Raw genomic sequence first — 22,795 nt, forward strand, 5'->3', positions numbered from 1 at the left:
ATACTCTCCCTTATTTATACATCCATATATACGTGTTCACGAAACTTTACGAACCCAAGTTTCTCATAAAAGCTTCTTGCATTTTTATTGTCGATCCAGTAATCTAGCTCAATTCTTGAAAGATTATTCTCACGAGCAAAAGAAGCAATTTTATGGATTAAGAATGAACCGTATCCCTTATTTCTTTTTTCTTCATTAATACTTATCTGATGAACATACCCTAATCGAAAAGCCTTTTTTATCGGTCCTTCAGGTATATTTTTTATTTCAATCCAAGCATAACCGACTAATTCTTCGACATCTTTAACGACGAAAAAATGATGCTTTGGTTTATCAACTACACTCTTGAAAAACTCAGTTATTTCAGCCGAATTATGAACTTTAAAAAACTCTGGAAATAAATCAGCATGTAGGTTTTGAACACCTTCGTTAAGTTTTGCCAATATTCGGTAATCTCTCATTGCAACTATCTCCATAATTTTCACCCTTTCAAAAAAAGCCAATAAAAAATCGAGGCCCCCTATTAAAAATAGGGACGACCTCGATCGCGTTACCACCCTAGTTATAAGAAATCAATACTTATAAAAGAAAAATTCCTTATCACTCGAATCTGTAACGTAGATTTACGTTCTTCCCTTCATTAGATCTACTAACTACGAAAAGAAAACTCCCGAAATGTAATTCATTTGATTGTGTAGACGAGTTTTCACCAACCACTCGCTCTCTGAACTACTACCAATCAAACTACTGCTTTTTCGTTCACTGTTTGTTCAAAATTATAATGTAACCAAGTGGTATTTCTTCTTACCACGACGGATAATAATAAATTGCTCTTCAATTGCATCTTGTTTAGTTAAGACAGTTGCAACGTCCTGTATACGATCTCCATTTACATAAACCGCACCGTTTTGTACATCTTCACGTGCTTGACGTTTTGATGGAGAAATTTTTGCTTCAACTAGTAAGTCTACTAATCCTTTTTCTGCTTCACTTAAATTAAATGAAGGTACGTCTTTAAAACCTTGTTTGATTTCAGCAGCAGTTAATTCTTTTACAGATCCACTAAATAATGCTTCTGTAATTTTAATCGCTTGATCAAGAGCTGCTTCACCATGAACTAGTTTTGTTACTTCAGCAGCTAATGCTTTTTGAGCAACACGTTGTTCAGGTGCTTCATTAAATTGTTTCTCAAGCTCTAAAATTTCTTCTTTCGTTAAGAAAGTAAAGTATTTCAAGTATTTAACTACATCACGGTCATCTGTATTAATCCAGAATTGGTAGAATTCGTATGGAGTTGTTTTTTCAGGGTCTAACCAAACTGCTCCGCCTTCTGTTTTACCAAATTTAGAACCATCAGCTTTTGTTACTAAAGGTACTGTAAGACCAAAAGCTTTTGAATCTTCTTCTGTCTTACGTATTAATTCCATACCCGCTGTAATATTACCCCATTGGTCACTACCACCAATTTGTAATTTACAGTTATGGTCTTGGTATAATTTTAAGAAATCATATGATTGTAAAATCATGTAACTAAATTCAGTAAATGAAATACCTGCTTCTAATCGAGATGCAACTGAATCTTTAGCTAGCATGTAGTTTAATCCGAAGTTTTTACCGATGTCACGTAAGAATGTAATAACATCTAATTCACCTGTCCAATCAAAGTTATTAACTACTTTAGCAGCATTTTCACCTTCGAAGTTTAAAAATGGGAGTAATTGTGTACGAATTCGTTCACTGAACATTTTTACTGTTTCAGTAGTATTTAGCGTACGTTCTGCCTTCTTACCACTTGGATCACCGATCATTCCAGTTGCTCCACCTACTAAACCAATCGGTTTATGACCTGCAACTTGAAATCTCTTTAACATTAACACTGGTAATAAGTGACCAATGTGTAAGCTATCACCAGTTGGGTCAAAACCACAATATAATGAAACAGATTCTTCGCTTAATAATTTTTGTAAACCTTCTTCATCTGTCATTTGATTAATTAATCCACGAAATTCTAAATCTTGTAAGATATTTTCCATTTTTAGCCCACCCCTTCTATGCTCTATACGTCGTTTAAACAAAACAAAAAGTCCCTACTGATAAACAGTAGGGACGAATAATTATAATCGCGGTACCACCCTAGTTGTAGCTAATAAAACTAGCTACCTCTCATACAATTAACGGCTGTTAACCGTTCTAATCCTAATTTGCTTTAAACAAATTTCGAAAAAGAATGCTCCAGGGTGTAATTCATGTCAATGTCTGTGCTAATTCTCACCAACCATTAGCTCTCTGATCCAATACCATTCACACTACTAAGCCTTTCAACGCTCACTATTAAAATGTTATGAAACATTTATATCACAAATAAATCGTTTAAGTCAAATAGATAATTAAATTTTTATTAATTTTATTTAAATTGTCATTCAATATTTGAATAAAAATGCTTTATATCAAATAATATGGTTAAATATTAATACTAACATCTTTAAAAATACATATTTTGGAAATGGAGTGTTTTTTCTTGAAGAATAAAGGAATATGGATTGCTTTAATTATTGTAGTCGTTCTAATCTTTATGGGTGTAGGAAGCTATAATAGCTTTGTGACTCAGGAAGAAAATGTAACAAATAAAATGTCGCAAGTTGATAACCAACTAAAACGTCGTTCAGATTTAATACCAAACTTAGTAAATACAGTAAAAGGATATGCTACACAAGAGAAAGATGTGATTGCTTCAGTAACAGATGCACGCGCAAAATTAGCTGGTGCTCAAACAACTGCTGATAAAAGTAAAGCTGATGCAGAATTGTCTGGAGCGCTAAGCCGTCTATTAGTAGTGGTTGAAAACTATCCAGATTTAAAATCAAATCAAAACTTCCAAGCATTAATGGATAGCCTTGAAGGAACTGAAAATCGACTAGCCATTGCTCGTAAAGATTATAATGATGCAGTAACGGTTTACAACCAAAAAATCAAAAAATTCCCGGGTGTACTAGTAGCTGGACCTTTTGGATTCGAGAAAAAGGATTACTTTGAAGTATCTGAAAAAGATAAAGCTACACCTGAGGTTGACTTTAGTGGCGATGGTAATAAATGAGAAAATTTCTCTCATCAATTTTCCTAATAGGATTTCTTTTTTCATTTGCTACAGGAGCAAATGCTGAAATTAAAGTCCCTTCTCAAGTAGGAGACATTTATGTACAAGATTATGCAAATGTTCTTAACAGAGAAGATACACAAACTCTAATTCAATTAGGGAAAAAATTAGAAGACACTACCTCCGCTCAACTTGCGGTATTAACAATTCCAAGTCTGGAAGGAAACGATATTAAAGAATATGCTAATACAGCATTTCGTAAATATGGTTTAGGTAATAAAGAGAAAAATAATGGTGTTCTTTTGTTATATGCTAAAAAAGACAGACAAATAAGGATCGAAGTTGGATATGGTTTAGAAGGAGTTGTAACAGATATTAGATCTGGTAACATTTTGGACCAGAACGCTATTCCATATTTGAAAAAAGGTGAAGAATCCCTTGCATTAACAAACACATATAAATCTCTATATAATGTTATTTTAAATGGCTCTGAACAAACTGGTCATTCTAAAACAAGTAATTTATGGGCCACTTTAAAAGTATTCATCATCATTGCGATTGTAATCGCGGTCATCATCATTGATATGATTTTCTTTAATGGTGTACTTACTTATTTCATTTTAAATTTATTACCTGCACTATTAAACTCATCAGGTGGCGGTGGTCCAAGAGGCGGTGGCGGAGGAAGCTCTGGCGGTGGTGGCTCCGATCGAAAATTTTAGAACAACAAAAAAACCATTGGATTTTTTCCCAATGGTTTTTTTGTTATTAATCTTCCATCGTTGATAAATCACCAGTTGGAAGGTCTAACTCCCATGCTTTTAATACTCTTCGCATAATTTTTCCGCTTCGAGTTTTTGGTAATTTATCACGGAATTCAATTTGTCTAGGTGCTGCATGAGCTGCTAGTCCTAGTTTTACAAAGTTACGGATTTCTTCTTTCAATTCATCTGAAGCAACATAACCATCTCTTAACGCAACAAATGCTTTAATAATCTCACCTCTTACAGGATCTGGTATACCAATTACACCAGCTTCTGCAATCGCAGGATGCTCGACAAGCTTACTTTCTACTTCAAATGGACCTACTCTCTCACCAGAAGTCATAATTACATCGTCTACTCGACCTTGGAACCAGAAATATCCATCCTCATCCATATAAGCTGAATCACCTGAAACATACCACTCATCATTTAAGAAATATGATTGAAATTTTGGTTCATTATTCCAAATTGTGTTCATCATCGATGGCCAACCCTTTTTAATTGCTAGATTTCCCATCGTATATGGAGCAACTTCATTACCGTTATTATCAACAATTGCTGCCTCGATTCCAGGGAATGGTTTACCCATTGAACCTGGGCGAATTGGCATACATGGATAGTTACAAATTAATGAAGCTCCAGTTTCCGTCATCCACCAATTATCATGGATTCGTAAATTAAATACTTTTGCTCCCCAACGGACTACCTCTGGATTTAAAGGCTCACCAACACTTAAAATATGTCGAAGTGAACTTAAATCATACTTCTTAATAATGTCTTCCCCTGAACCCATAAGCATACGGAACGCTGTCGGAGCACTATACCAAACCGTTACGCCGAATTCTTGAATTGTTTCATACCAAGCATCTGGACTGAAACGCCCTCCTAATATCACGTTAGAAGCACCATTTAACCAAGGTCCAAAAATACCGTATGAAGTTCCAGTTACCCAACCTGGATCTGCTGTACACCAATATACATCATCGTTTTGAAGATCCGTCACCCATTTACCAGTTTGATAGTGTTGAATCATCGCTTGTTGAACGTGAAGTACACCTTTTGGTTTTCCAGTTGACCCTGAAGTATAATGTAAAATTAAACCATCATGACGATTTAACCATGTAAGCTCAAAATCTGATTTCGCTTCTTTAAAACGAGCTTTAAAATCTACAAATTTACCGCCTTCCTCAACGTCATCACCGATAAGGAAGATTGTTTTTAACGCAGGTAGATCATTAACTGGAACACGTGATAATAATTCTGGTGTTGTGACTAACACCTTTGCCTCACTATCCTCTAAACGATCCTTAACAGCGCCTTCCATAAATGCCTCGAATAAAGGTCCAACAATAGCACCTAATTTTAAAGCCCCTAAAAGTGCAAAATACAATTCTGGTTGACGAGGCATGAAAATAAATACTCGATCACCTTTTTCAACGTCACCGAATTGTTTTAAAACATTTGAAGCCTTATTTGAATTATTTTTCATTTCTTCAAACGTATATTTTTCATTTCGCTTATCATCTTTGTAATACAAAGCAATTTTATCTTTTCGATCAGAATTTGCATGACGATCGATCGCTTCAAAAGCCATATTATACTTTTGTGTTGTATACCAAGAAAACTCTTTTTCTACATCTTCCCACTTAAAATTTTTATAAGTTTCATCATAGTTTTTTAAATTAAATTGTCCGTTTTTTACAGGAAGCGCTTCCACCTTCATATAAATCCCTCCTTGATATTCTCTACTATCATTATACAATGATAAGATTTAATTTTCAGTATTTTTAATAAATTACCCATTTATATGTATTAGACACATACTGTTTTTTTTCCTGTATGTCTTTCCTGCATTTTTTAGTATGATTATTAAAAGGTGTTTTCTAAAGGGAGTGAGAAATATTGGATCACCCAAAAAAATATTTTTCAAAAACAATCCAAACTGTGCATGGTGAATTAATTATAGAGGGACCGGTCGAATCTGCCTTACTTGAAACATATCATTTTCATGAAAATTTAACATCTTTTAGACAACCAGCACAGCAACATAAAGCAATTGTTGAAATCGCTAGTTTACCTGAAGCTAGAATTATTATTGCTAGACTTAATCAAACAATAGTAGGTTACGTAACTTATTTATATCCAGACCCACTTGAGAGATGGTCAAAAACAACTCTAGAAAATTTAATCGAGCTTGGAGCAATTGAGGTAATACCTGAATTCCGCGGTTTTTCAGTTGCTAAAAATATGTTAATTCTCTCAATGCTAGATGATGCAATGGAAGACTATATCATCATCACAACAGAGTATTATTGGCATTGGGATTTAAAAGGTACTGGTTTAAATGTATGGGAATATCGAAAAATGATGGAAAAAATGATGAATGCCGGTGGACTCATTCAATTTGCAACTGATGATCCTGAAATCTGTTCCCATCCAGCAAACTGTTTAATGGTAAGAATGGGAAAACGAGTAACAACTGAAGAAATTCAAGCATTTGACGCACTACGCTTTTTACAAAGATATATGTACTAATTGAACTTTAATCTCGAAAGGTAGGATTCAAAATAATGCTTATTCAAGATATTATGCGCAGTTCAAACATTACTTTAAAAAAAGAAAATACAATCGGTGATGCAGTAACCATTTTTCGAACAGGTGATGTACGTCATATTCCAATCGTTAATGAAGATAATCAAGTTGTTGGAATCATTTCTGATCGAGATGTACGCGATGCTTTACCTTCAACACTTTTTCCACAAGCATTTTCATCTGTACTTGAGGTTCCTGTTGAAAAAATTATGACGACTAATGTCATTACTTGCAGTCCAATTGACTTTGTTGAAGAAGTAGCAACTTATTTCTATCAATATAAAATAGGCTGTTTACCTGTCGTATCTAGCGGAAAGTTAATAGGAATTGTGACCGAAATTGATGTATTACACACTCTAGTAACGTTAACAGGTGCATATCAACCTAGCTCTCAAATAGAAATATTAGTCCATGATCATCCAGGCATTTTAAGTGACGTTGTTAACGTATTTTCAAAAGAAAACATTAATATTGTAAGTGTCCTTGTTTACCCTGCAAAAGAAGTGGATCATAAGGTTCTTGTATTTAGAATTCAAACGATGAATCCACTTTCGATTATTCAAACTTTAAAAACTGAAGGATATAAAATTCTTTGGCCAAATGAAGCGAGTGAATCATGATGAAAAAGGATGCATACTTAGTATATAGCGAAAAATACCATGCCTATCAATTCAACGAAAAACATCCATTTAATCCGATTCGCTCTCAATTGGTTTATGATCTATTAACATCTAGTAATCTATTAAATGATGCTGATATTATTCCACCAAGATTAGCAACTGATGACGAACTGCTCCTTTTTCATGATTTACAATTTATCGAACAAGTTAAAAAAGCAAGCCGAGAACCAGTTAGTGCAAATATCGCTGAACAATTTGGACTTGGAACTGAAGATACACCCATTTTTAAAAATATGCACGAGGCCAGTTCTTTAATTGTTGGCGGCACTTTAACAGCAGTAGATGCCGTTCTAGAAGGAAAATCCAATCATGCTTTTAATTTAGGTGGTGGACTACATCACGGTTTTAAACGAAAAGCGTCTGGTTTTTGTGTTTATAATGACTGCGCAATCGCCATAAAATATATTCAACAAAAATACGGTATAAAGGTGTTATATGTAGATACGGATGCACACCATGGAGACGGAGTTCAGTGGGCATTTTATGATGACCCGACTGTTTGCACACTCTCAATCCATGAAACTGGTAGATATCTATTTCCAGGTACAGGTGCGGTAACCGAAAGAGGGCAAGGCAAAGGCTTCGGATACTCATTTAACATTCCAATTGATGCATTCACCGAGGACGAATCATTTCTATTAAGCTATAAAAAAGCAATAAACGATATAGCTCAATACTTCAAACCAGATGTAATCCTTACCCAAAATGGCTCTGATTCGCATTGTTACGATCCATTAACTCATCTTTGTACGACAATGAAAACATTCGAGGAAATCCCAAAAATTGCACACGAAATCGCTCACAAATATTGCGATGGCAAATGGATTGCTGTTGCCGGAGGAGGATACGATTACTGGAGAGTTGTACCAAGAGCTTGGTCACAAGTATGGCTAGCTATGACAAATCAACAACCAACTTCAAACCTAATACCGGATAGCTGGTTAGAAAAATGGCAGAAAATTGCTAATGTTAAGTTACCTGAAACTTGGACAGACAATCCATCAATCGTAAAGCCTATTCCAAGGAAAAGGGAAATAGAGGAATACAACGAACAAGTCTTATACCGTGCACTTGAGCCATTGCACATTCAACAAAAGAAACCTTTTATTTAAATACTACGCGCCGCCTGAGAGAGTATCTCGACGGCGTTTTTTAATTTTGGTAGTTTTTTGGTTATGAATTAGTAGACTGTGATTTATTTACGGCTCGATTTTAAGTAGATTCAGCGCAGCTTTGCTAGTTTAATTCTAAAAACTATCTATTAACTTGTTAATAGAGATGTGAAATACGATTACGGGTATATGTATTCTTTTGATTTTTTTGCAGTTTACAAAGTTTAATTTGCTGTTTTACTATTTTTATTTGCGGTTCTTGGTTTTTAATTGCCGTTTTGCTATTTTTAATTGCGATTCTCGGATTTTATTTGCAGTTCTACTTTTATATGCACTTATTTAAACATTATTTGCAGCCTTATTTCATATTCACTTTCATTTTAATTTCAACATTCTACTTATTGTGGACTCCATTTACTCCGCATAAAAACAAAAAAGCCTAGAATCACTAAAATTCTAAGCTACTTTCATTATTTACTTTGTTGATTGTCTAATTTGAAGATGATGCGGAAGAATGACTGTATGATCTTCCACTGTCTCTTTATTCATATACTTCGTTAATAATCTCATTGCAACTGCACCAATATCATACATCGGTTGAGCAACAGATGATAATTTTGGACGCACCATTAATGCCAACCTTGTATTATCAAATCCAAAAACTTCAAGGTTATTCGGCACTAATATTCCGTGGTCTTGGGCACTGTGTATTACACCAATTGCCATTTCATCAGATGCTACGAAAATCGCGCTCGGAATAATATTACGCTCATGGAAAGCTTCAAAAGCTTCACTGCCTGATTCATACGTATTATCACCATAAGTTACTAACTCTTCATCGAATTCGATTCCATTTTCTTGTAAAGCACGTTTATATCCTTCTAACTTACTTAATCCGATAATATTCGTTTCAGTAGGTCCGTTTACGAATGCTACCTTTTGGTGACCTTTTTTAATTAAATAATCTACTGCATCAAATGCCGCCTGAGCATAGTCGATATTTACTGAAGGGATTTTATTAGCTTCATCATATGTAGTCGCTAATACGATTGGAACGCCAGCCTTTTCGTACTCTTCTTGATGAATATCCGTAATTGTTCCACCAATAAATAAAATTCCATCAACTTGCTTTGCTAACATATTATTTATTAATGTAATTTCTTTCTCAACATTCTCATCTGAGTTACTTAAGATAATATTGTATTTATACATTGTTGCAATATCTTCAATACCACGTGCTAGTTCTGCATAAAAAGTATTTGATATGTCTGGAATAATTACACCAACTGTAGTTGTTTTTTTACTTGCTAGTCCTCTTGCTACTGCATTAGGTCTATATCCTAAACGGCTGATCGCTTCGTTTACTTTTTTTCGTGTAGTAGGTTTAACATTTGGATTACCATTAACTACTCGTGAAACTGTAGCCATGGAAACGTTTGCCTCACGTGCTACATCATAAATCGTAACCGTCATATTCATCACTCCTCTATTTTATTCTATCTATTATGTAGTTTGTTTTTTATTTAGGTAAAATAGTCATAAAACGTAATATTCCACAAAAATAGTGCTTCATTCTATCTTATAGTGAAACGAATATTCGTTCAATACACCTATTAGAAAAAAATGTAAATTATTCGTAGTTTATCACTATATATTGCTAATTTAAAACAAACGTTCACAAATTATTCAAAAAGCGCCGACTGATTTTGTTCAGCCAGCGCTTTTATGTTGATTATCGATTTATGAAAGAATTAACTTCAGACATAAATTGGTCAAATTGATCAAAATTCATTTGCTGAGATGAGTCACTTAAAGCAGTAGCAGGATCTGGATGAACCTCTGCCATAATACCATCAGCTCCAATTGCTAGTCCCGCTTTTGCTGCAGGTATTAGTAAGTCTCTTCTACCTGTCGAATGAGTAACATCTACTAAAACTGGTAAATGTGTTTCTTGTTTTAAAATTGGAACAGCTGTTATATCTAATGTATTTCTCGTAGCTTTTTCATAAGTTCTTATGCCACGTTCACATAAAATAATTTCTTGATTGCCTTCTGACATGATGTATTCAGCTGCATAAATGAATTCTTCGATTGTCGCTGATAAACCTCTTTTTAATAAAATTGGTTTATTTACAGAACCTACTGCTTTTAGTAATTCAAAGTTCTGCATATTTCTTGCGCCGATTTGAATGATATCAACATAATCTAATGCCATTTCAATATGTTCTGGGCTTACTATTTCACTAATAATTGCCAACCCATGGTTTTGGCCAACTTCTTTTAAAATCTTTAAACCCTCTTCACCTAGACCTTGGAAGTCATAAGGCGAAGTACGTGGTTTAAATGCACCGCCACGCATAATTTTTATTCCTTGTTCCTTTAAAACTTTCGCTACAGAATCAACTTGTTCATAGCTCTCAACAGCACATGGGCCTGCGATAATAATTGGGCTTCCATCACCAATATTAACACCATTTACATTTACGATTGTATTTTCTGATTTTCTTTTTCTTGAAACTAGAAGAACTTTTTTATCGTCTTCTTCTTGAAGCTCTAAGCTACTTTTAAAAATTTCTTTAAAAATATGTTGGAGGGTAGCCGTACTAAAAGGACCTTCATTGATTTCGGCAATATGATCTAGCATCTTACGTTCCCTAACTGGATCATAACGTTTAACGCCTTGATCAATTTTTGCTATACCAATTTTCTTTGCGATTTCGCCTCTTTTATTTAATAACTCAAATATTTGATGATTAATCTCGTCTATTTCAATTCTAAGTTGTTCTAAATCATTTTTAGTCAAATTAAATCCTCCTTGCAAATACCAATATCTCATTTGTTATTATGACACTTAATTGAAAGCTAATCAAAACATGAGCATTATTTTAAAAAAATGTTTTTTTAGTGAATATTTTGTATTCTCGTTGGGAATTGTTGCGAGATTAAATAAAAAGAAGAGTTATCAAAGTAACTCTTCTTTTTAATCTTAAGTAATACTGCGTCCTTCTTCTACTTCTATTACTCTGTCTAACCATTCATTGATCAGTGAGTTGAATAGTTTCTCTTGTTCGATTTGAAGATTATGGCCAGCTTTATCTAAAATTGCAAATGATGCTCTTGGATAATTTTCAAGAATAGTAAATGCGTCTTTATATCCAACGACCGAGTCTTGTAATCCCAATAAAAATACACTAGGTTCATTGAATTTAATTTTATCTATTTCAAAAGAAAATCCGTAGTTATTCCTTATTTTAGATAAAAATTCCTGATCAGCGATTGAACATCCGCTAACAATTTCATTTTTATAGCGAACCCAAGTTTTCTCATCTAAAATTACATTATTTGAACGAAAATCAGTTTCTTCAAGTTCATTTAATTGATTTAAAAAAGTTTTATCTTCAACTATTATGGTATGGCTTGGTAACGATCTTTTCTCAAATTGTGGAATAATCATTGGACAAATAAATGCAGCACCTTTGACTTTTTCAGGTCTATTAGCAATTATTCCTCTTGCTAAATATCCCCCGTAAGATTCTCCGGCTAATAAAAATGATTGACCCGGTATGATTGTATCAATAAATTTTAAGACGATGTTCAGCATATCATCTGTCGTATTAATGTTTGTTCCACCCTTTGTTTTCCCCATACCTGGAAGGTCAAAGTAAATCCTTTTATAACCGCTTTTCTCTGTAAAAATCGGTTCCATGCAACCTTGCATTAACCTAGAGTCTGGAGTAAACCCATGTATCATAACGATTGGTTTTCCTTCTCCCATTATTTCATAGTTTATGTCAATATTATTTAAAGTACAAAAAGGCATTTTATTAACCTCCAATTTTCAAATCTATCATTTTAATAAATTGAAGTGATATTAATATTATGAGGTAAAACAGCATGGACACCCTTAACATGGTTAACAATTTGAGTTATTCTCAAATCAACACAAACACTAGCTAAAGCAACCGCTTCTGTTTTTTCAATAGCATATAGCTCTTGAATTAACTCGACCATGCCATTTAATGCAGTTTTAGTTGCTATATTTAAGTCTTCATCAAAGCCAAAAGTAAGCCACCCTGCTGGTGTGTTAGCTCGTGGCATTTTAATCTGCATGTCCTCTTTTACTGTAAGAGTTAGATTCACTTTATCAAATGGAGATTCGATCGCTTGACCAGATACTTCCCCATCTCCTTGTGCAGCGTGTCCATCACCTGCAGAAAAAAGCGCTCCTTCTACGGCTATAGGTAAATACAATGTACTACCTTCAACCAACTCTTTACAGTCGATATTTCCACCACAATATCTCGGTGGTATAGTCGAATGTACACCTGATTCAGAAGGCGCTGTACCTAGGACTCCTAAAAATGGTACTAATGGTACCGAAACTTCCTTATTTCTGAATTTAGTCATTGCTGTATTGTTTTCTTCATTGATTAGCCAATTTAAAGTTACTTCTAATTCTTCAGAAATACCTAATGCGTTATTTTGCCAATTCTTTTTACCACCCGCACAATTCCAGCCGTACCAGCCAGCTTTTAATTCGTTTATTTTAATTTCAAGTGTCATCCCCGGTTTAGCACCTTCTACAAAAATTGGACCAATCATAGGATGTCCCCATTCTTCCTCATTCTCCTTTGACTCGAATCTTACTCTTTCTCCATTTTTACTCGAATAACCCCACCCAATATCAATCGTATCAAATTCAATCGAATCACCAGAACGAATGATTTGAATTGGTTCATATTCATTATTAAAAGATGCGTGCAAATGCTGATCTGTAGTTTTAAATTTATATGTTTCTGGCATATTTACTCCTTCTTTCAACGCTCGATTTTAGTATGTAAAAATAATTTAACTATAAATAATTTCTGCACGTAACTTCATTTCCCTTGTTTTATTTTCAAATTTTTATTACTTTTTTCCTATAAATCCTAGGATTTCCTCCATCAATTTGAATTGGATAAGACTTTCGGTGTATTGTATAGATGAGATTTCCAAATTTAGGGATTTCTAAATTCATTATACTGGAGGAGTAATAATGGCAATTACTTTTAAACAAATGGTTGCAGAGGCACGTGACAATGTACAAGGAATCAGTTCAGCAGATGCTCGTGAAAAAATTAATGCTAATCCTGAAACATTAGTAATTGATGTTCAAGACGCAGCCGATGCAGGTGCATGCGGATTAATACCAAGCAGTTTGAATATCTCACTTGGAATGCTACCAATCCGTGCTGATTTAGAGTTACCAGAACATTTACGTGAGCCGAAATTAGCAGATCGAAATCGCCCTGTTCTTGTTACATGTGGTGCAGGTGGCCAAGCATCTTTAGGAGCATATTTACTTAAAAAAATGGGATTCACTGATGTTGCATATATCGATGGTGGTACTGCTGCGTGGAAAGCTGCTGGCTTTGACGTAGAATAAAACTCAGACTGCCCACCAAACGCTCGCATTCTTCGTTGCTTCACCTGCTAAAGCGATGCTCATTACTGACAAAAGTAACTCCGCTCCTCACCAGGCTTCGCGCCTCGAAAGGCAAACGGTTTCAATTAGTCTGAGTATCAAATTTTTTGTGTATTTTTCAAACAACATAAAAAAACTGCACCTTAAGTTACGATTTAAGGTGCAGTTTTTTTATTTTTTTAGTAAAGCATTTTCAATTTCATCTTTCTTAATTGAAAAATGAGAAGTATTATAAACTGCTTCTCCATTTTCAAAAATAAATAATTGAGGAGATTCATGTTTGATTGCTGTTTTCTCAGCAATATAGTTAGACAATTCTCTGTCATCTTGAACTTGTAAAAAATACAGTGGGACATTCTCATATGAAGATGCAAATGCTAAAAATTCAGTATAAGCTGCATGACTAATTGGGCATGTTGTACTATGCTTTAAAAACACAAATTTCTCATCGTTGTTAATTAGTTCATCAAACTGTTGAATCGTTGATATTCGATTTACCATTTTTCTTTTTTCCCTCACGCTTCGTTTTGTACTTTTCCCATAAATCCATTGCTGTATTTCCCCAATTTACTACTTGGGACATTTTCTCAGTACTAACTTTTACAGTATTCGATACATTATTAGCAGTATCTCGTACTTTTTCATTCATTTCTGAGATTGTAACTCCGACTTCTTCGACTGATTTAGCTAATACATCAAGGGATTTTGCTCGTTCACGCATATCTTTCGTAAGTTCATTCGAATTATTCACAAAAATTTTAGCCTCATTTGCTAAATGATTCGAAGTATGTACTAATTGAACGGCTTCAACACAAACATTATGTAAATCTTTTTGTGTTTCAGCAATAGTAGACTCTACACCTCTAAATACCCTTTCTAGTCGGAATAAAGTACGACTAATAAATACAACTAAGATCACAAATGCAACTGCTGCGATTAATGCACTAATAGAAATTAAATCCATTCGAAAAAACCCCTTTCCTTCATAGCCTTCCACAAATTTAATCACTTATTTCGTATTATACTACAAATTTTACCAAACACTAAACTAGTCGTAAAACAAGTTATCAAATTCTTTAGTAAAAAAAGAATACTTTAGTAAACAAAACTGACTAAATAGTTTACAATAGGTATATAGTTATAATTATTGGAGGGAATTTTCAATGAAAGATCCACGTATTTCAAAATTAGCTAAAAACTTAATCAATTACTCAGTAAAATTACAACCAGGAGAAAAAATCTTAATTGAAAACTTTAAGCTAGAAACTGAATTAGTTACAGCTTTAGTTAAAGAAGCATATGCTGCTGGTGGTTTTCCTTTCGTATCAATCAAAGATCATAAAGTAGATCGCGCATTATTAATGGGTGCTACTGAAGAACACTTTAATAAAGTAGCAGAATACGAAGCAAATGTAATGAAAGATATGGATGCTTATATCGGTTTACGTTCAGGTGTTAATATTAATGAACTTTCTGATGTACCAGACGAAAAAACTAAAATCCATGGTAAAACTGTTGGCCAAAAAGTACATAGAGCAATTCGTGTTCCAAAAACTAAATGGGTTGTACTACGTTACCCAACTGATTCAATGGCTCAATCAGCAAAAATGAGCACTGAAGCATTTGAAGATTTCTATTTTAATGTATGCAACTTAGATTACGGTAAAATGGACAAAGCAATGGATGCTCTTGTTGAATTAATGAACCGTACAGATAAAGTTCAAATTAAAAGTCCTGGAACTGATCTAACATTCTCAATTAAAGATATCCCAGCTATTAAATGTGCTGGTGAAATGAATATTCCTGATGGTGAAGTATTTACAGCACCAGTTCGTGATTCAGTAAATGGTACACTTTCATATAACACACCATCTCCTAACAATGGTTTTACATTTGAAAATGTTCAACTTAAATTCAAAGATGGTAAAATTGTTGAAGCAACTGCTAACGACACTGAGCGTATCAACAAAATCTTTGATACAGATGAAGGTGCACGTTTTATCGGTGAATTCGCAATTGGTGTAAATCCATACATCTTACATCCAATGGGAGACATCTTATTCGATGAAAAAATCGATGGAAGCTTCCACTTTACACCAGGTCAAGCTTATGACGAAGCTTACAACGGTAACAACTCAAATATCCACTGGGATATGGTTTGTATCCAACGCCCTGAATACGGTGGAGGAGAAATCTATTTCGATGACGTTTTAATCCGTAAAGATGGTCTTTTCGTAATCGAAGAATTAAAAGGATTAAACCCTGAAAACTTAAAATAATTTTTAGTATAAAGAACACATACTTGGCTATGTGTTCTTTTTTCTACGTCCCGGTCAACCATTCGAACTTGCCTCAACCTATATATATCTTGCTTCTGACGATTCCTCTTTTGTAACAAGCCAAGTACTTCATGTAAATGGAGGTATAATGACTGAAACTTAAAAATTAAGAGACAACAATTCTAATACAAAAATAAAAGACTGGGAGATTCCCAGTCTTCGTTTTTATGCAGCCTTTTTCCCGTTAGTCAACCTCTCAACTAACATACTTACAGATAAATCACCTGTTGCATTTAACATTGTTGCAGGCGGATCAATTAACGTACTAATTGCTGCAAGAATTGGTAAAGATTCTACTGGTAACCCAAACAGAGAAAGAATTAACATTTCCCCAATCATTCCACCATTTGGAATTGCTCCCATTACCATACCAACTAGTAATGCAATACCGATTGTTACAAGATAAATATTCAAACCAGAGAAATTCATTCCAAATACACCAAATGCAAAAGCAATTTTTACGACTCCACCCATAACAGATCCATCTTTATGTAATGCACTAGCTAAAGGAATAACAGTCTCTCTAATATTTTTAGATACGCCCATTTTTTCAGCTGATTCAAAATTTGTTGGAATCGTTGCTGCACTACTACAAGTTCCTAGAGATGTTAACGTTGAAGGTAATACATTTTTCCAATAAATTCTAAATCCGTAACTACCACCAGCCATATAAGCAATAATACTATAAACGATAAAATAAAATAGAATAGCAGTTACATAATATAAAACAAAAACTCGCTCATATGAACCTATTAATTCTTTACCATATGTCGGAACAAGATAAGCAAAATAAGCTCCAAGTCCAACAGGTGCAAGATACATAATATAGTTAACCATATTCATGATCACTACATTACCACTTGATAATAATTTTTTAACAATGTCTGCTTTATCGCCAGCTTTATTCGTTGCTAAACCAACTAGTACAGCAAAAACGATAATTGCTAACATATTGCTTCTAGTAAACAAACCTGAGAAATCATTCACCGTAAATGTATTTACAATTTGCTCCGCTACTGATACTTTATCAGTTGCATCTGGCTTAACAATTGGGATATGAACCCCATGTGCAGGTGGGTAAACTTTCATAACAACAAGCATTATGATCGCTGCAATAATACCTGTAAATAAAAATACCCCTGACATATTTCGCATAATCTTACCGAATTTTTCTCCTCCGCCATTTGCAAAACTTGAAGCTACAGAGAAAAATACAAGTGGTACAACTACTACGAATAATAAATTTAAAAATAAATCCCCTATTGGCTTAAGGGCAACTCCTACGCTTTCATGAGTATAACCGATGACTGAACCTATGATGATACAACCAAGTAAAATCAAAGGGAAAGCGTAATTTCTAAATGAAAATTGCATAAGCTTCCTCCTAATATAATTGCTATTTGTAGTATACCGAAAATTTAATAGTTTGTACTCCAATTTTTCAATTAAACCTACATATTTCTACATAAACATACAAAAAAGAACACTTTGTATGATCTACAAGTGTTCTACCTTTATTGAAATTACGAAATACTACCTATACTTTTGCCCGTATTCCAATGCTTTAATCCTACTTTTTTTTAATCTTATTATCTTAAGACTTCATCAAAAGCAGCTGAAACTTTTTCAAACTCTTCTTCTGTTTCAATATCATAAAACTCGCCATCTTCTTCGACTCTTAAGAAGAAAACGTCAATATCCTCTTCACTTTCTTTTTCTACTTCTTCTAGTAAACCTACTGCTATGTATTCATGACCTTCAATTGTAATTGAGCCTAGTACTTCGTAATCTTGCTCGTCTCCTTCATCATAGCTAAGTGTAAGAATTTCGCCTACTTCAATCTTTTCCATAAATCTTAACCTCACTTATTTCAAATTAATTTTGCATAAAGAAAAACCTTTATGTTCCTTTAGTGTAACAGAATGATGCAAAACGTTAAATTGTAAATACACTTAAAGCTTTTCTAAATCGTTCTATTTTTAAACCATCTTTTTTGTGAGAATCAATTTTAGTAAAAAATTTATTTTTTTAAAATTTACATGAATATTTTTACCAACGCTGTAATAAGATTTAGAACAACCAATTCTTAAGTTTCTTTCAAGTTTATTAAGTTGGACAAGCCTATGTCTTCAAATAGTAGATATTTTCTATATTTAGGGAGGATTACTGTATGTCAAAATTAATAATGGGTCAAGAACAATCTAGAAGAAAAACTGTCAATTTTAAATCATTCTTTCAACGTTTTACTAAAAACCAAATAATTGATGAAACGCCATCACAACTTTTACATAATGAGTTAAGAAGCTTACAAAAACTTTTAGAGCTAAAAGAAATTAATTTTATTTATGCCGATCCCGAATACATTGATGTTGCTATTATGGAATTAGAAGCTATACGAACAAAATACAGTATAACTGTTAGACAATTAAAGGAAATACAGTCTGCTAGTGCTGTATGAAAAAAATAGATAAATAGCATATTAGCTATTTATCTATTTTTCTATGTTTTTACCCTTGCATTAAGAACTGACCTCATACTTCGTTTCGTAAGTCTTAACTTTTTTAAATACATTGATGAAAATCGTTATGCACGGAAGAAGCCATAAGAATATTGCATAAGGTAAATACTCATGTAACTTCATATTAATGACTGTACTACTCATGATTGCAAGAACATTCCAAGGGATCATTGCTGGAAATAATAAAGTTGTATCCGCCATTAACCGAGCCAATTCTTCTTTGTTATATTTATTTGACCAATGCGCTAAAAAAGATCGCCCTGTTAAAATAATAGGCATCGTTTGGTTACCGGCTATTACGCATATAACTGCTGTTGCACCAATTGTTTTCAAAGAATCGGATAGCATTGAAGTTGAAGTTTGAAGCCATTTATCTAACATCGGCTGAATGATATTAAGCTCCTCCAATAACGCATTATAAATTCCTGCTACAGCAATAAACAATAACAAGCTATACATATGACTTAGCCCTCCGCCAAGTCCATTAATTCCATGCCAAAAAGAATTCACAATTTTACTAAAAGAAATTCCATTAAACAAAGCTATTAAACTTCCAGATAAAATACTAATGACATACGAGTAAATAATATTGATTCGAAATAAAACAAGTACAACTAATAAAATCGGTGGAATAAATTGAATGAATGAAAAATCCTTATTGCTCACGATTTCATGTTGTGTCTGGGTAATTCCTTGCGCAAACTGTAAATCCATTACGCTAAAAAATATGATTGTTACGATTACAGCAGTAATGGATGTAAAAAGCATCGCTTTACCTTGTTTTTTGACAGTTGTTTCAAGAATATTAGCTAAAAGTTGATGTGCGCTTGAAAAAGGTGACGTTCGATCACCAACAAATGCACCCGAAATAACCGCTCCAGCCGATATTTCCACAGGTATATGTAGTAATATGGCACTACTAATAAGAGGAACTCCTAAGGCACTTAATGTTCCAATCGACGAACCCAAAATCATTGAAAAAATCATCGTCGTTAGAAAACAAAACACAAAAAAATGATGTGGATTTATTGCCTGCAAAGTAATCGAAACCATCGATGTTATCGTTCCTGATAAATACCAAGATGGAAGTAAAAAGCTAATTAAAAATAAGATAAAGAGAACAATTTTAACTTTTCCCATCCCTTGATAGCTTAACTTCATAATATTTCTAACTTCATATCCTCTTTTTAAACTTAATACGATTAAAAAAATTAATCCTGGTAAAATTCCAAATACGAGAGAGATATGTAATATGACGGAACTAATAATTCCAGTCAAAGTTACTAATATTAGGAAACTTGCCTGTTTAACTGAAAATTGGTTCTCCAACACTTCTTCCCCTTCTTTCAAACAGTTTTATTACATTAAATTGATTAAATATCATTCATAATTATATTAGCTTTCAATTAATAATACACTTATATTTCAATTAAAAAGCACTACTTCAAGAAGTAATGCTTTTGCACTAAAATACTAATGCTTTTAACTAAAATGTAAATCCGTTCCATATTGAACTAATTTTAATTTTCGTGCGATTGCCTGCGATGCATAATTATCCCAAGATGTACTGTAAAAAGCAGTTCGTCCTTGGTGTTGGATGTCCGCAGCCCAAGCATTTGAAACAATTAATCCATACTCTTTTCCACGAAAATCCTCGAGCGTATATACGCTTGCTTCAGCAGCTTCAGCTGATTGTCTGGCACTACAGCAAATCGACACAGCTATGTCATTTTCAATAATTGCATAACATGGTTCTTTAAATTCTAGCTCCTCATATGTATAAGGAAAGTTTGGTAATAAAAATTGTTTATTTGCCTGGGTAATTTTTATTGCTTTCGATGATGCTTTACCAACTGTTTGAAATACATATGCCGGCCCCATCCATAAACTGTCTATCTGATGAGTTTTACTTAAAATCTGCATGATATTTACTATAGGTATACTATAGTTCGTGTCTAAGGCCTTCTCTAATTCAATTAGTTCTTCATTTTTAAGACTATCTAAAAACCTTTTCACATTCCCCATTTTGGTGCTTCCAATATAGAACCGTGGTGCTTTTGTATATGGTTGTTCATTTATTTGTGTTATTTTTCCAACTTCATCGTATTTAAATAATACGTTAATATGCATTTCCATAAGTTCTAGCTCTGATTTCAAAAAGACTCCCCCTGGCTTCAAACTAGTTAATTTACATACTTCAAATTTCTTTTTACTCTATCTTTTAATTTTTACAAATGTTCCTTTTTCAGACTTTTCTATTGCGATCTTATTTATTTTAGCTATATTGTCTGATAAAAGAGATGATTGTTGGACAGTTTTTCCGTCTAATGATACAGGCACATCGATAATCCTTCTTTTAGCTTTTCGATGAATATCATAATCTTGATCATTTTCTTCGAGCACAACTTTTGCATATAAACTGTTTACTAACTCTTGTATTTCTTGATCATTGCTTTCTTGAATTAATGTCATTAACTGCATATCGTCCAATAATAAATCGTTTAACTTAATAATATCTTTTTGTAATGCCAGTTTAATAATCTTTGCAAGTGAATCATATGAATAAATGCCGATCGGACCTAAAAAATAATCAATAGTAAGTTTATAATAAATCACTGTAAACCACTCCGCTATTTCTATAGAGTTAACACAGATTTCTCCATTTACAATAACTAATGAATTTAAAAATGCTTCAATTTCTTTTTTAGGTGTTCCAAAATATGTATGCATATCTCTTAATGTATAATCTATTCGATCTGCACATAGCTTCGGAAGCTCTTTTTCAAGTATTTCCCACTTATCTATATCAAAGATTTCTTTCATATCGATATGATATTTTTCAAGTATAGAAGGGATCTCTGAATCTAAAATTACTTTTTCAAAGATTGTTTCATGGTAATTTTCTTCCCTATTATCAAAAACAAAATCAATAACATGAGAAAATGCCGTGTGGGAAACATCATGTAATAAACCAGCTATTTGTTCCTTGACCGAACCCCCTAACCTTTTTATTAACAACATAACGCCAATAGAATGGTCATATCGGGTACCATTAAAATGCTGATCCACTAAAAAGGTAGCACCAGTCTGATGAATTCTTTTTAACCGTTGAATTGGTTTTGTTTCGATTAATTCAACAAGAACTTGATCAATATTGTATTGTCCATACAGCTTATCGCTCAAAAACATACTGTACTCCTTTTCATTTTATATTTGAAATTCCATCTCCTTAACATATACAGCATTTCCAGTAATTTCTATGTCAAATGACGAATTTACTCTTTTTACATTTACTCTTACACGCCCGTCTTTTTGAATTTCAGTTCCTTGCTCAACAACTAATTCAATTGCATCATTAACATCATTATTAATATACTTAGCATAATAAGCTCCTAAAATCCCAGAGGCAGTACCTGTAACCGGATCTTCAATCGTTCCAGAAAATGCAGAGGAAAAATGGCGCGCATGAAAATCTGCATTTGAATCGTATGTTTCTAAGCAAAATGGATGAACGGACGCTTTTGGAATTTCCTTCAAAATACTAGGAAAAAGTAGATTATTAGGTTTCATCTTCTCAAATGAAGATATTTTTTTTATCGGTAAAAGTAAATTCCAGGCACCTGTACTTCCATAAAGAGTTGGTAGACTTTTATCGATTTCTTCTACACTAAGACCAATTGCGGACGCTACATCATCAATCGAGCCTTTAAACCCTACAAATTCTGGTGTTTTTTGTTTCATCGTTATGTAGATCTCATTATTTGAATTATGAATTTTGATTGGTAAAATCCCAGCCTTTGTTTCAATTGTTAACTCATTTTTAAACTCAATTCCCCCTCTAGTTACCAAAGCATATATTACTGCCATTGTCCCGTGACCACATAAATCCATTTCATGTCCTGGTGTAAAATAACGAATTTTATGATCAGCAACCTTCGAATTTAATAGAAATGAAGTTTCATTAAATCCCACTTGTTTCGCAATATCCTGCATTTCATAATCAGTCAAAGAATCGCAATCTAAAACGACTCCAGCTGGATTTCCTTTATTGGGTTCTTTACTAAAAGCATCGTAATGGTAAACAGTAATATTTTTCATTTTCTCACCTCATTTTGTTTTTAGGTAAATCTATTCTCTAATATAAATTAAAATTAATAACAATGTTATGAGATTGCTAGAATAGTGCTTATATTCAATCATTTTACAATATACATTATTAAACAGGTTAAATA

The 22,795-nt window shown here is 33.4% G+C and carries 23 protein-coding genes, 1 pseudogene and 2 other annotated features; of the genes and pseudogenes, 9 read left to right on the plus strand and 15 right to left on the minus strand.

Annotated elements, in window-relative coordinates; genetic code table 11:
• Window positions 1-14 precede the first annotated feature (14 nt).
• Window positions 15-461, minus strand: coding sequence for a GNAT family N-acetyltransferase (locus V5E38_RS16605; RefSeq protein ID WP_499210809.1), 447 nt, complete (start codon window positions 459-461; stop codon window positions 15-17).
• A 67-nt stretch (window positions 462-528) separates the two neighbouring features.
• Window positions 529-772: a binding site (T-box leader), on the minus strand.
• A gap of 4 nt (window positions 773-776) precedes the next feature.
• Window positions 777-2,033: a tyrosine--tRNA ligase gene (gene tyrS / locus V5E38_RS16610; protein WP_335447427.1), complete on the minus strand. Its 1,257-nt coding sequence runs from the start codon at window positions 2,031-2,033 to the stop codon at window positions 777-779.
• 66 nt (window positions 2,034-2,099) lie between these two features.
• Window positions 2,100-2,331 (minus strand) — a binding site (T-box leader).
• 187 nt (window positions 2,332-2,518) lie between these two features.
• On the opposite strand from tyrS, the gene V5E38_RS16615 reads away from it, so the two are divergent.
• The gene (locus tag V5E38_RS16615) at window positions 2,519-3,094 is read left to right on the plus strand and encodes a LemA family protein (protein ID WP_069034636.1); all 576 of its coding nucleotides are present in this window, start codon (window positions 2,519-2,521) and stop codon (window positions 3,092-3,094) included.
• Window positions 3,091-3,816: a TPM domain-containing protein gene (locus tag V5E38_RS16620; RefSeq protein WP_499210810.1), complete on the plus strand. Its 726-nt coding sequence runs from the start codon at window positions 3,091-3,093 to the stop codon at window positions 3,814-3,816. The genes V5E38_RS16615 and V5E38_RS16620 overlap by 4 nt, the downstream gene beginning before the upstream one ends.
• Window positions 3,817-3,862: 46 nt before the next feature.
• On the opposite strand, the gene acsA is transcribed toward V5E38_RS16620, so the two are convergent.
• Window positions 3,863-5,581, minus strand: a complete 1,719-nt coding sequence (gene acsA / locus V5E38_RS16625) for an acetate--CoA ligase (RefSeq protein WP_499210811.1) — start codon at window positions 5,579-5,581, stop codon at window positions 3,863-3,865.
• Between the two features lie 179 nt (window positions 5,582-5,760).
• On the opposite strand from acsA, the gene V5E38_RS16630 reads away from it, so the two are divergent.
• From V5E38_RS16630 to V5E38_RS16640, 3 genes are read left to right on the plus strand one after another with little or no spacing between them, the layout of a single operon-like run.
• A complete protein-coding gene (locus tag V5E38_RS16630) occupies window positions 5,761-6,393 on the plus strand; it encodes a GNAT family N-acetyltransferase (protein WP_335447423.1) in 633 nt (210 codons plus the stop codon).
• A gap of 35 nt (window positions 6,394-6,428) precedes the next feature.
• On the plus strand, window positions 6,429-7,070 hold the full coding sequence (locus tag V5E38_RS16635) for an acetoin utilization AcuB family protein (protein WP_499210812.1): 642 nt from the start codon (window positions 6,429-6,431) through the stop codon (window positions 7,068-7,070).
• Window positions 7,070-8,242, plus strand: coding sequence for an acetoin utilization protein AcuC (locus V5E38_RS16640; RefSeq protein WP_499213592.1), 1,173 nt, complete (start codon window positions 7,070-7,072; stop codon window positions 8,240-8,242). Before V5E38_RS16635 ends, V5E38_RS16640 begins: the two co-directional genes overlap by 1 nt.
• A gap of 474 nt (window positions 8,243-8,716) precedes the next feature.
• On the opposite strand, the gene ccpA is transcribed toward V5E38_RS16640, so the two are convergent.
• The 4 genes from ccpA to V5E38_RS16660 all read right to left on the minus strand — a co-directional run bounded on the left by ccpA (window position 8,717) and on the right by V5E38_RS16660 (window position 13,045).
• The gene (gene ccpA, locus V5E38_RS16645; protein WP_335447419.1) at window positions 8,717-9,715 is read right to left on the minus strand and encodes a catabolite control protein A; all 999 of its coding nucleotides are present in this window, start codon (window positions 9,713-9,715) and stop codon (window positions 8,717-8,719) included.
• Window positions 9,716-9,974: 259 nt separating this feature from the next.
• Complete coding sequence (locus tag V5E38_RS16650) at window positions 9,975-11,045, minus strand: bifunctional 3-deoxy-7-phosphoheptulonate synthase/chorismate mutase (protein ID WP_499210813.1); 1,071 nt, start codon at window positions 11,043-11,045, stop codon at window positions 9,975-9,977.
• 183 nt (window positions 11,046-11,228) lie between these two features.
• Window positions 11,229-12,062: an alpha/beta fold hydrolase gene (locus tag V5E38_RS16655; protein WP_499210814.1), complete on the minus strand. Its 834-nt coding sequence runs from the start codon at window positions 12,060-12,062 to the stop codon at window positions 11,229-11,231.
• A gap of 32 nt (window positions 12,063-12,094) precedes the next feature.
• A complete protein-coding gene (locus tag V5E38_RS16660; protein ID WP_499210815.1) occupies window positions 12,095-13,045 on the minus strand; it encodes an acetamidase/formamidase family protein in 951 nt (316 codons plus the stop codon).
• Window positions 13,046-13,277: 232 nt separating this feature from the next.
• Here V5E38_RS16660 and V5E38_RS16665 point away from each other — a divergent pair, with 232 nt between their 5' ends.
• A complete protein-coding gene (locus V5E38_RS16665; RefSeq protein WP_025671366.1) occupies window positions 13,278-13,667 on the plus strand; it encodes a rhodanese-like domain-containing protein in 390 nt (129 codons plus the stop codon).
• A 210-nt stretch (window positions 13,668-13,877) separates the two neighbouring features.
• Here V5E38_RS16665 and ytxJ read toward each other — a convergent pair whose 3' ends face one another.
• Window positions 13,878-14,207, minus strand: coding sequence for a thioredoxin family protein (ytxJ, locus tag V5E38_RS16670; protein ID WP_499210816.1), 330 nt, complete (start codon window positions 14,205-14,207; stop codon window positions 13,878-13,880).
• Window positions 14,173-14,670 carry a DUF948 domain-containing protein gene (locus V5E38_RS16675; RefSeq protein ID WP_387327966.1) on the minus strand — a complete coding sequence of 166 codons (498 nt, stop codon included), beginning with the start codon at window positions 14,668-14,670 and terminating at the stop codon, window positions 14,173-14,175. Before V5E38_RS16675 ends, ytxJ begins: the two co-directional genes overlap by 35 nt.
• 199 nt (window positions 14,671-14,869) lie before the next feature.
• On the opposite strand from V5E38_RS16675, the gene V5E38_RS16680 reads away from it, so the two are divergent.
• A complete protein-coding gene (locus V5E38_RS16680; protein WP_499210817.1) occupies window positions 14,870-15,985 on the plus strand; it encodes an aminopeptidase in 1,116 nt (371 codons plus the stop codon).
• A gap of 46 nt (window positions 15,986-16,031) precedes the next feature.
• Window positions 16,032-16,148, plus strand: a pseudogene (locus V5E38_RS16685) (SDR family oxidoreductase); the annotation flags it as partial.
• 62 nt (window positions 16,149-16,210) lie between these two features.
• On the opposite strand, the gene V5E38_RS16690 reads toward V5E38_RS16685, so the two are convergent.
• Both V5E38_RS16690 and V5E38_RS16695 read right to left on the minus strand, forming a co-directional pair.
• Window positions 16,211-17,419 (minus strand): dicarboxylate/amino acid:cation symporter, encoded by a 1,209-nt coding sequence (locus V5E38_RS16690; RefSeq protein ID WP_499210818.1) that lies wholly within the window; start codon window positions 17,417-17,419, stop codon window positions 16,211-16,213.
• 215 nt (window positions 17,420-17,634) lie between these two features.
• Window positions 17,635-17,895 (minus strand): DUF1292 domain-containing protein, encoded by a 261-nt coding sequence (locus V5E38_RS16695; RefSeq protein WP_049819710.1) that lies wholly within the window; start codon window positions 17,893-17,895, stop codon window positions 17,635-17,637.
• A 320-nt stretch (window positions 17,896-18,215) separates the two neighbouring features.
• On the opposite strand from V5E38_RS16695, the gene V5E38_RS16700 reads away from it, so the two are divergent.
• Window positions 18,216-18,503, plus strand: a complete 288-nt coding sequence (locus tag V5E38_RS16700) for a hypothetical protein (RefSeq protein WP_499210819.1) — start codon at window positions 18,216-18,218, stop codon at window positions 18,501-18,503.
• Window positions 18,504-18,563: 60 nt separating this feature from the next.
• Here V5E38_RS16700 and V5E38_RS16705 read toward each other — a convergent pair whose 3' ends face one another.
• The 4 genes from V5E38_RS16705 to V5E38_RS16720 form a co-directional block, all read right to left on the minus strand.
• Window positions 18,564-19,892, minus strand: a complete 1,329-nt coding sequence (locus V5E38_RS16705) for a Na+/H+ antiporter NhaC family protein (protein WP_499210820.1) — start codon at window positions 19,890-19,892, stop codon at window positions 18,564-18,566.
• Between the two features lie 153 nt (window positions 19,893-20,045).
• The gene (locus V5E38_RS16710; RefSeq protein ID WP_499210821.1) at window positions 20,046-20,720 is read right to left on the minus strand and encodes a GNAT family N-acetyltransferase; all 675 of its coding nucleotides are present in this window, start codon (window positions 20,718-20,720) and stop codon (window positions 20,046-20,048) included.
• A gap of 57 nt (window positions 20,721-20,777) precedes the next feature.
• Complete coding sequence (locus V5E38_RS16715) at window positions 20,778-21,752, minus strand: HD domain-containing protein (RefSeq protein ID WP_499210822.1); 975 nt, start codon at window positions 21,750-21,752, stop codon at window positions 20,778-20,780.
• Window positions 21,753-21,770: 18 nt separating this feature from the next.
• Window positions 21,771-22,661: a PhzF family phenazine biosynthesis protein gene (locus V5E38_RS16720; RefSeq protein ID WP_499210823.1), complete on the minus strand. Its 891-nt coding sequence runs from the start codon at window positions 22,659-22,661 to the stop codon at window positions 21,771-21,773.
• Window positions 22,662-22,795 lie beyond the last annotated feature (134 nt).

This window comes from Rossellomorea sp. GAMAL-10_SWC (assembly GCF_049568075.1).
Classification (GTDB): domain Bacteria; phylum Bacillota; class Bacilli; order Bacillales; family Bacillaceae_G; genus Gottfriedia.

What these genes read in the sequence shown, in the direction of transcription:
- V5E38_RS16605 (WP_499210809.1), bottom strand. Translation starts at nt 461, where the DNA reads ATGAGAGATTACCGAATATTGGCAAAACTTAACGAAGGTGTTCAAAAC.
- tyrS (WP_335447427.1), bottom strand. Translation starts at nt 2,033, where the DNA reads ATGGAAAATATCTTACAAGATTTAGAATTTCGTGGATTAATTAATCAA.
- V5E38_RS16620 (WP_499210810.1), top strand. Translation starts at nt 3,091, where the DNA reads ATGAGAAAATTTCTCTCATCAATTTTCCTAATAGGATTTCTTTTTTCA.
- acsA (WP_499210811.1), bottom strand. Translation starts at nt 5,581, where the DNA reads ATGAAGGTGGAAGCGCTTCCTGTAAAAAACGGACAATTTAATTTAAAA.
- V5E38_RS16635 (WP_499210812.1), top strand. Translation starts at nt 6,429, where the DNA reads ATGCTTATTCAAGATATTATGCGCAGTTCAAACATTACTTTAAAAAAA.
- V5E38_RS16640 (WP_499213592.1), top strand. Translation starts at nt 7,070, where the DNA reads ATGAAAAAGGATGCATACTTAGTATATAGCGAAAAATACCATGCCTAT.
- ccpA (WP_335447419.1), bottom strand. Translation starts at nt 9,715, where the DNA reads ATGACGGTTACGATTTATGATGTAGCACGTGAGGCAAACGTTTCCATG.
- V5E38_RS16655 (WP_499210814.1), bottom strand. Translation starts at nt 12,062, where the DNA reads ATGCCTTTTTGTACTTTAAATAATATTGACATAAACTATGAAATAATG.
- V5E38_RS16660 (WP_499210815.1), bottom strand. Translation starts at nt 13,045, where the DNA reads ATGCCAGAAACATATAAATTTAAAACTACAGATCAGCATTTGCACGCA.
- V5E38_RS16665 (WP_025671366.1), top strand. Translation starts at nt 13,278, where the DNA reads ATGGCAATTACTTTTAAACAAATGGTTGCAGAGGCACGTGACAATGTA.
- ytxJ (WP_499210816.1), bottom strand. Translation starts at nt 14,207, where the DNA reads ATGGTAAATCGAATATCAACGATTCAACAGTTTGATGAACTAATTAAC.
- V5E38_RS16675 (WP_387327966.1), bottom strand. Translation starts at nt 14,670, where the DNA reads ATGGATTTAATTTCTATTAGTGCATTAATCGCAGCAGTTGCATTTGTG.
- V5E38_RS16680 (WP_499210817.1), top strand. Translation starts at nt 14,870, where the DNA reads ATGAAAGATCCACGTATTTCAAAATTAGCTAAAAACTTAATCAATTAC.
- V5E38_RS16690 (WP_499210818.1), bottom strand. Translation starts at nt 17,419, where the DNA reads ATGCAATTTTCATTTAGAAATTACGCTTTCCCTTTGATTTTACTTGGT.
- V5E38_RS16695 (WP_049819710.1), bottom strand. Translation starts at nt 17,895, where the DNA reads ATGGAAAAGATTGAAGTAGGCGAAATTCTTACACTTAGCTATGATGAA.
- V5E38_RS16700 (WP_499210819.1), top strand. Translation starts at nt 18,216, where the DNA reads ATGTCAAAATTAATAATGGGTCAAGAACAATCTAGAAGAAAAACTGTC.
- V5E38_RS16715 (WP_499210822.1), bottom strand. Translation starts at nt 21,752, where the DNA reads ATGTTTTTGAGCGATAAGCTGTATGGACAATACAATATTGATCAAGTT.
- V5E38_RS16720 (WP_499210823.1), bottom strand. Translation starts at nt 22,661, where the DNA reads ATGAAAAATATTACTGTTTACCATTACGATGCTTTTAGTAAAGAACCC.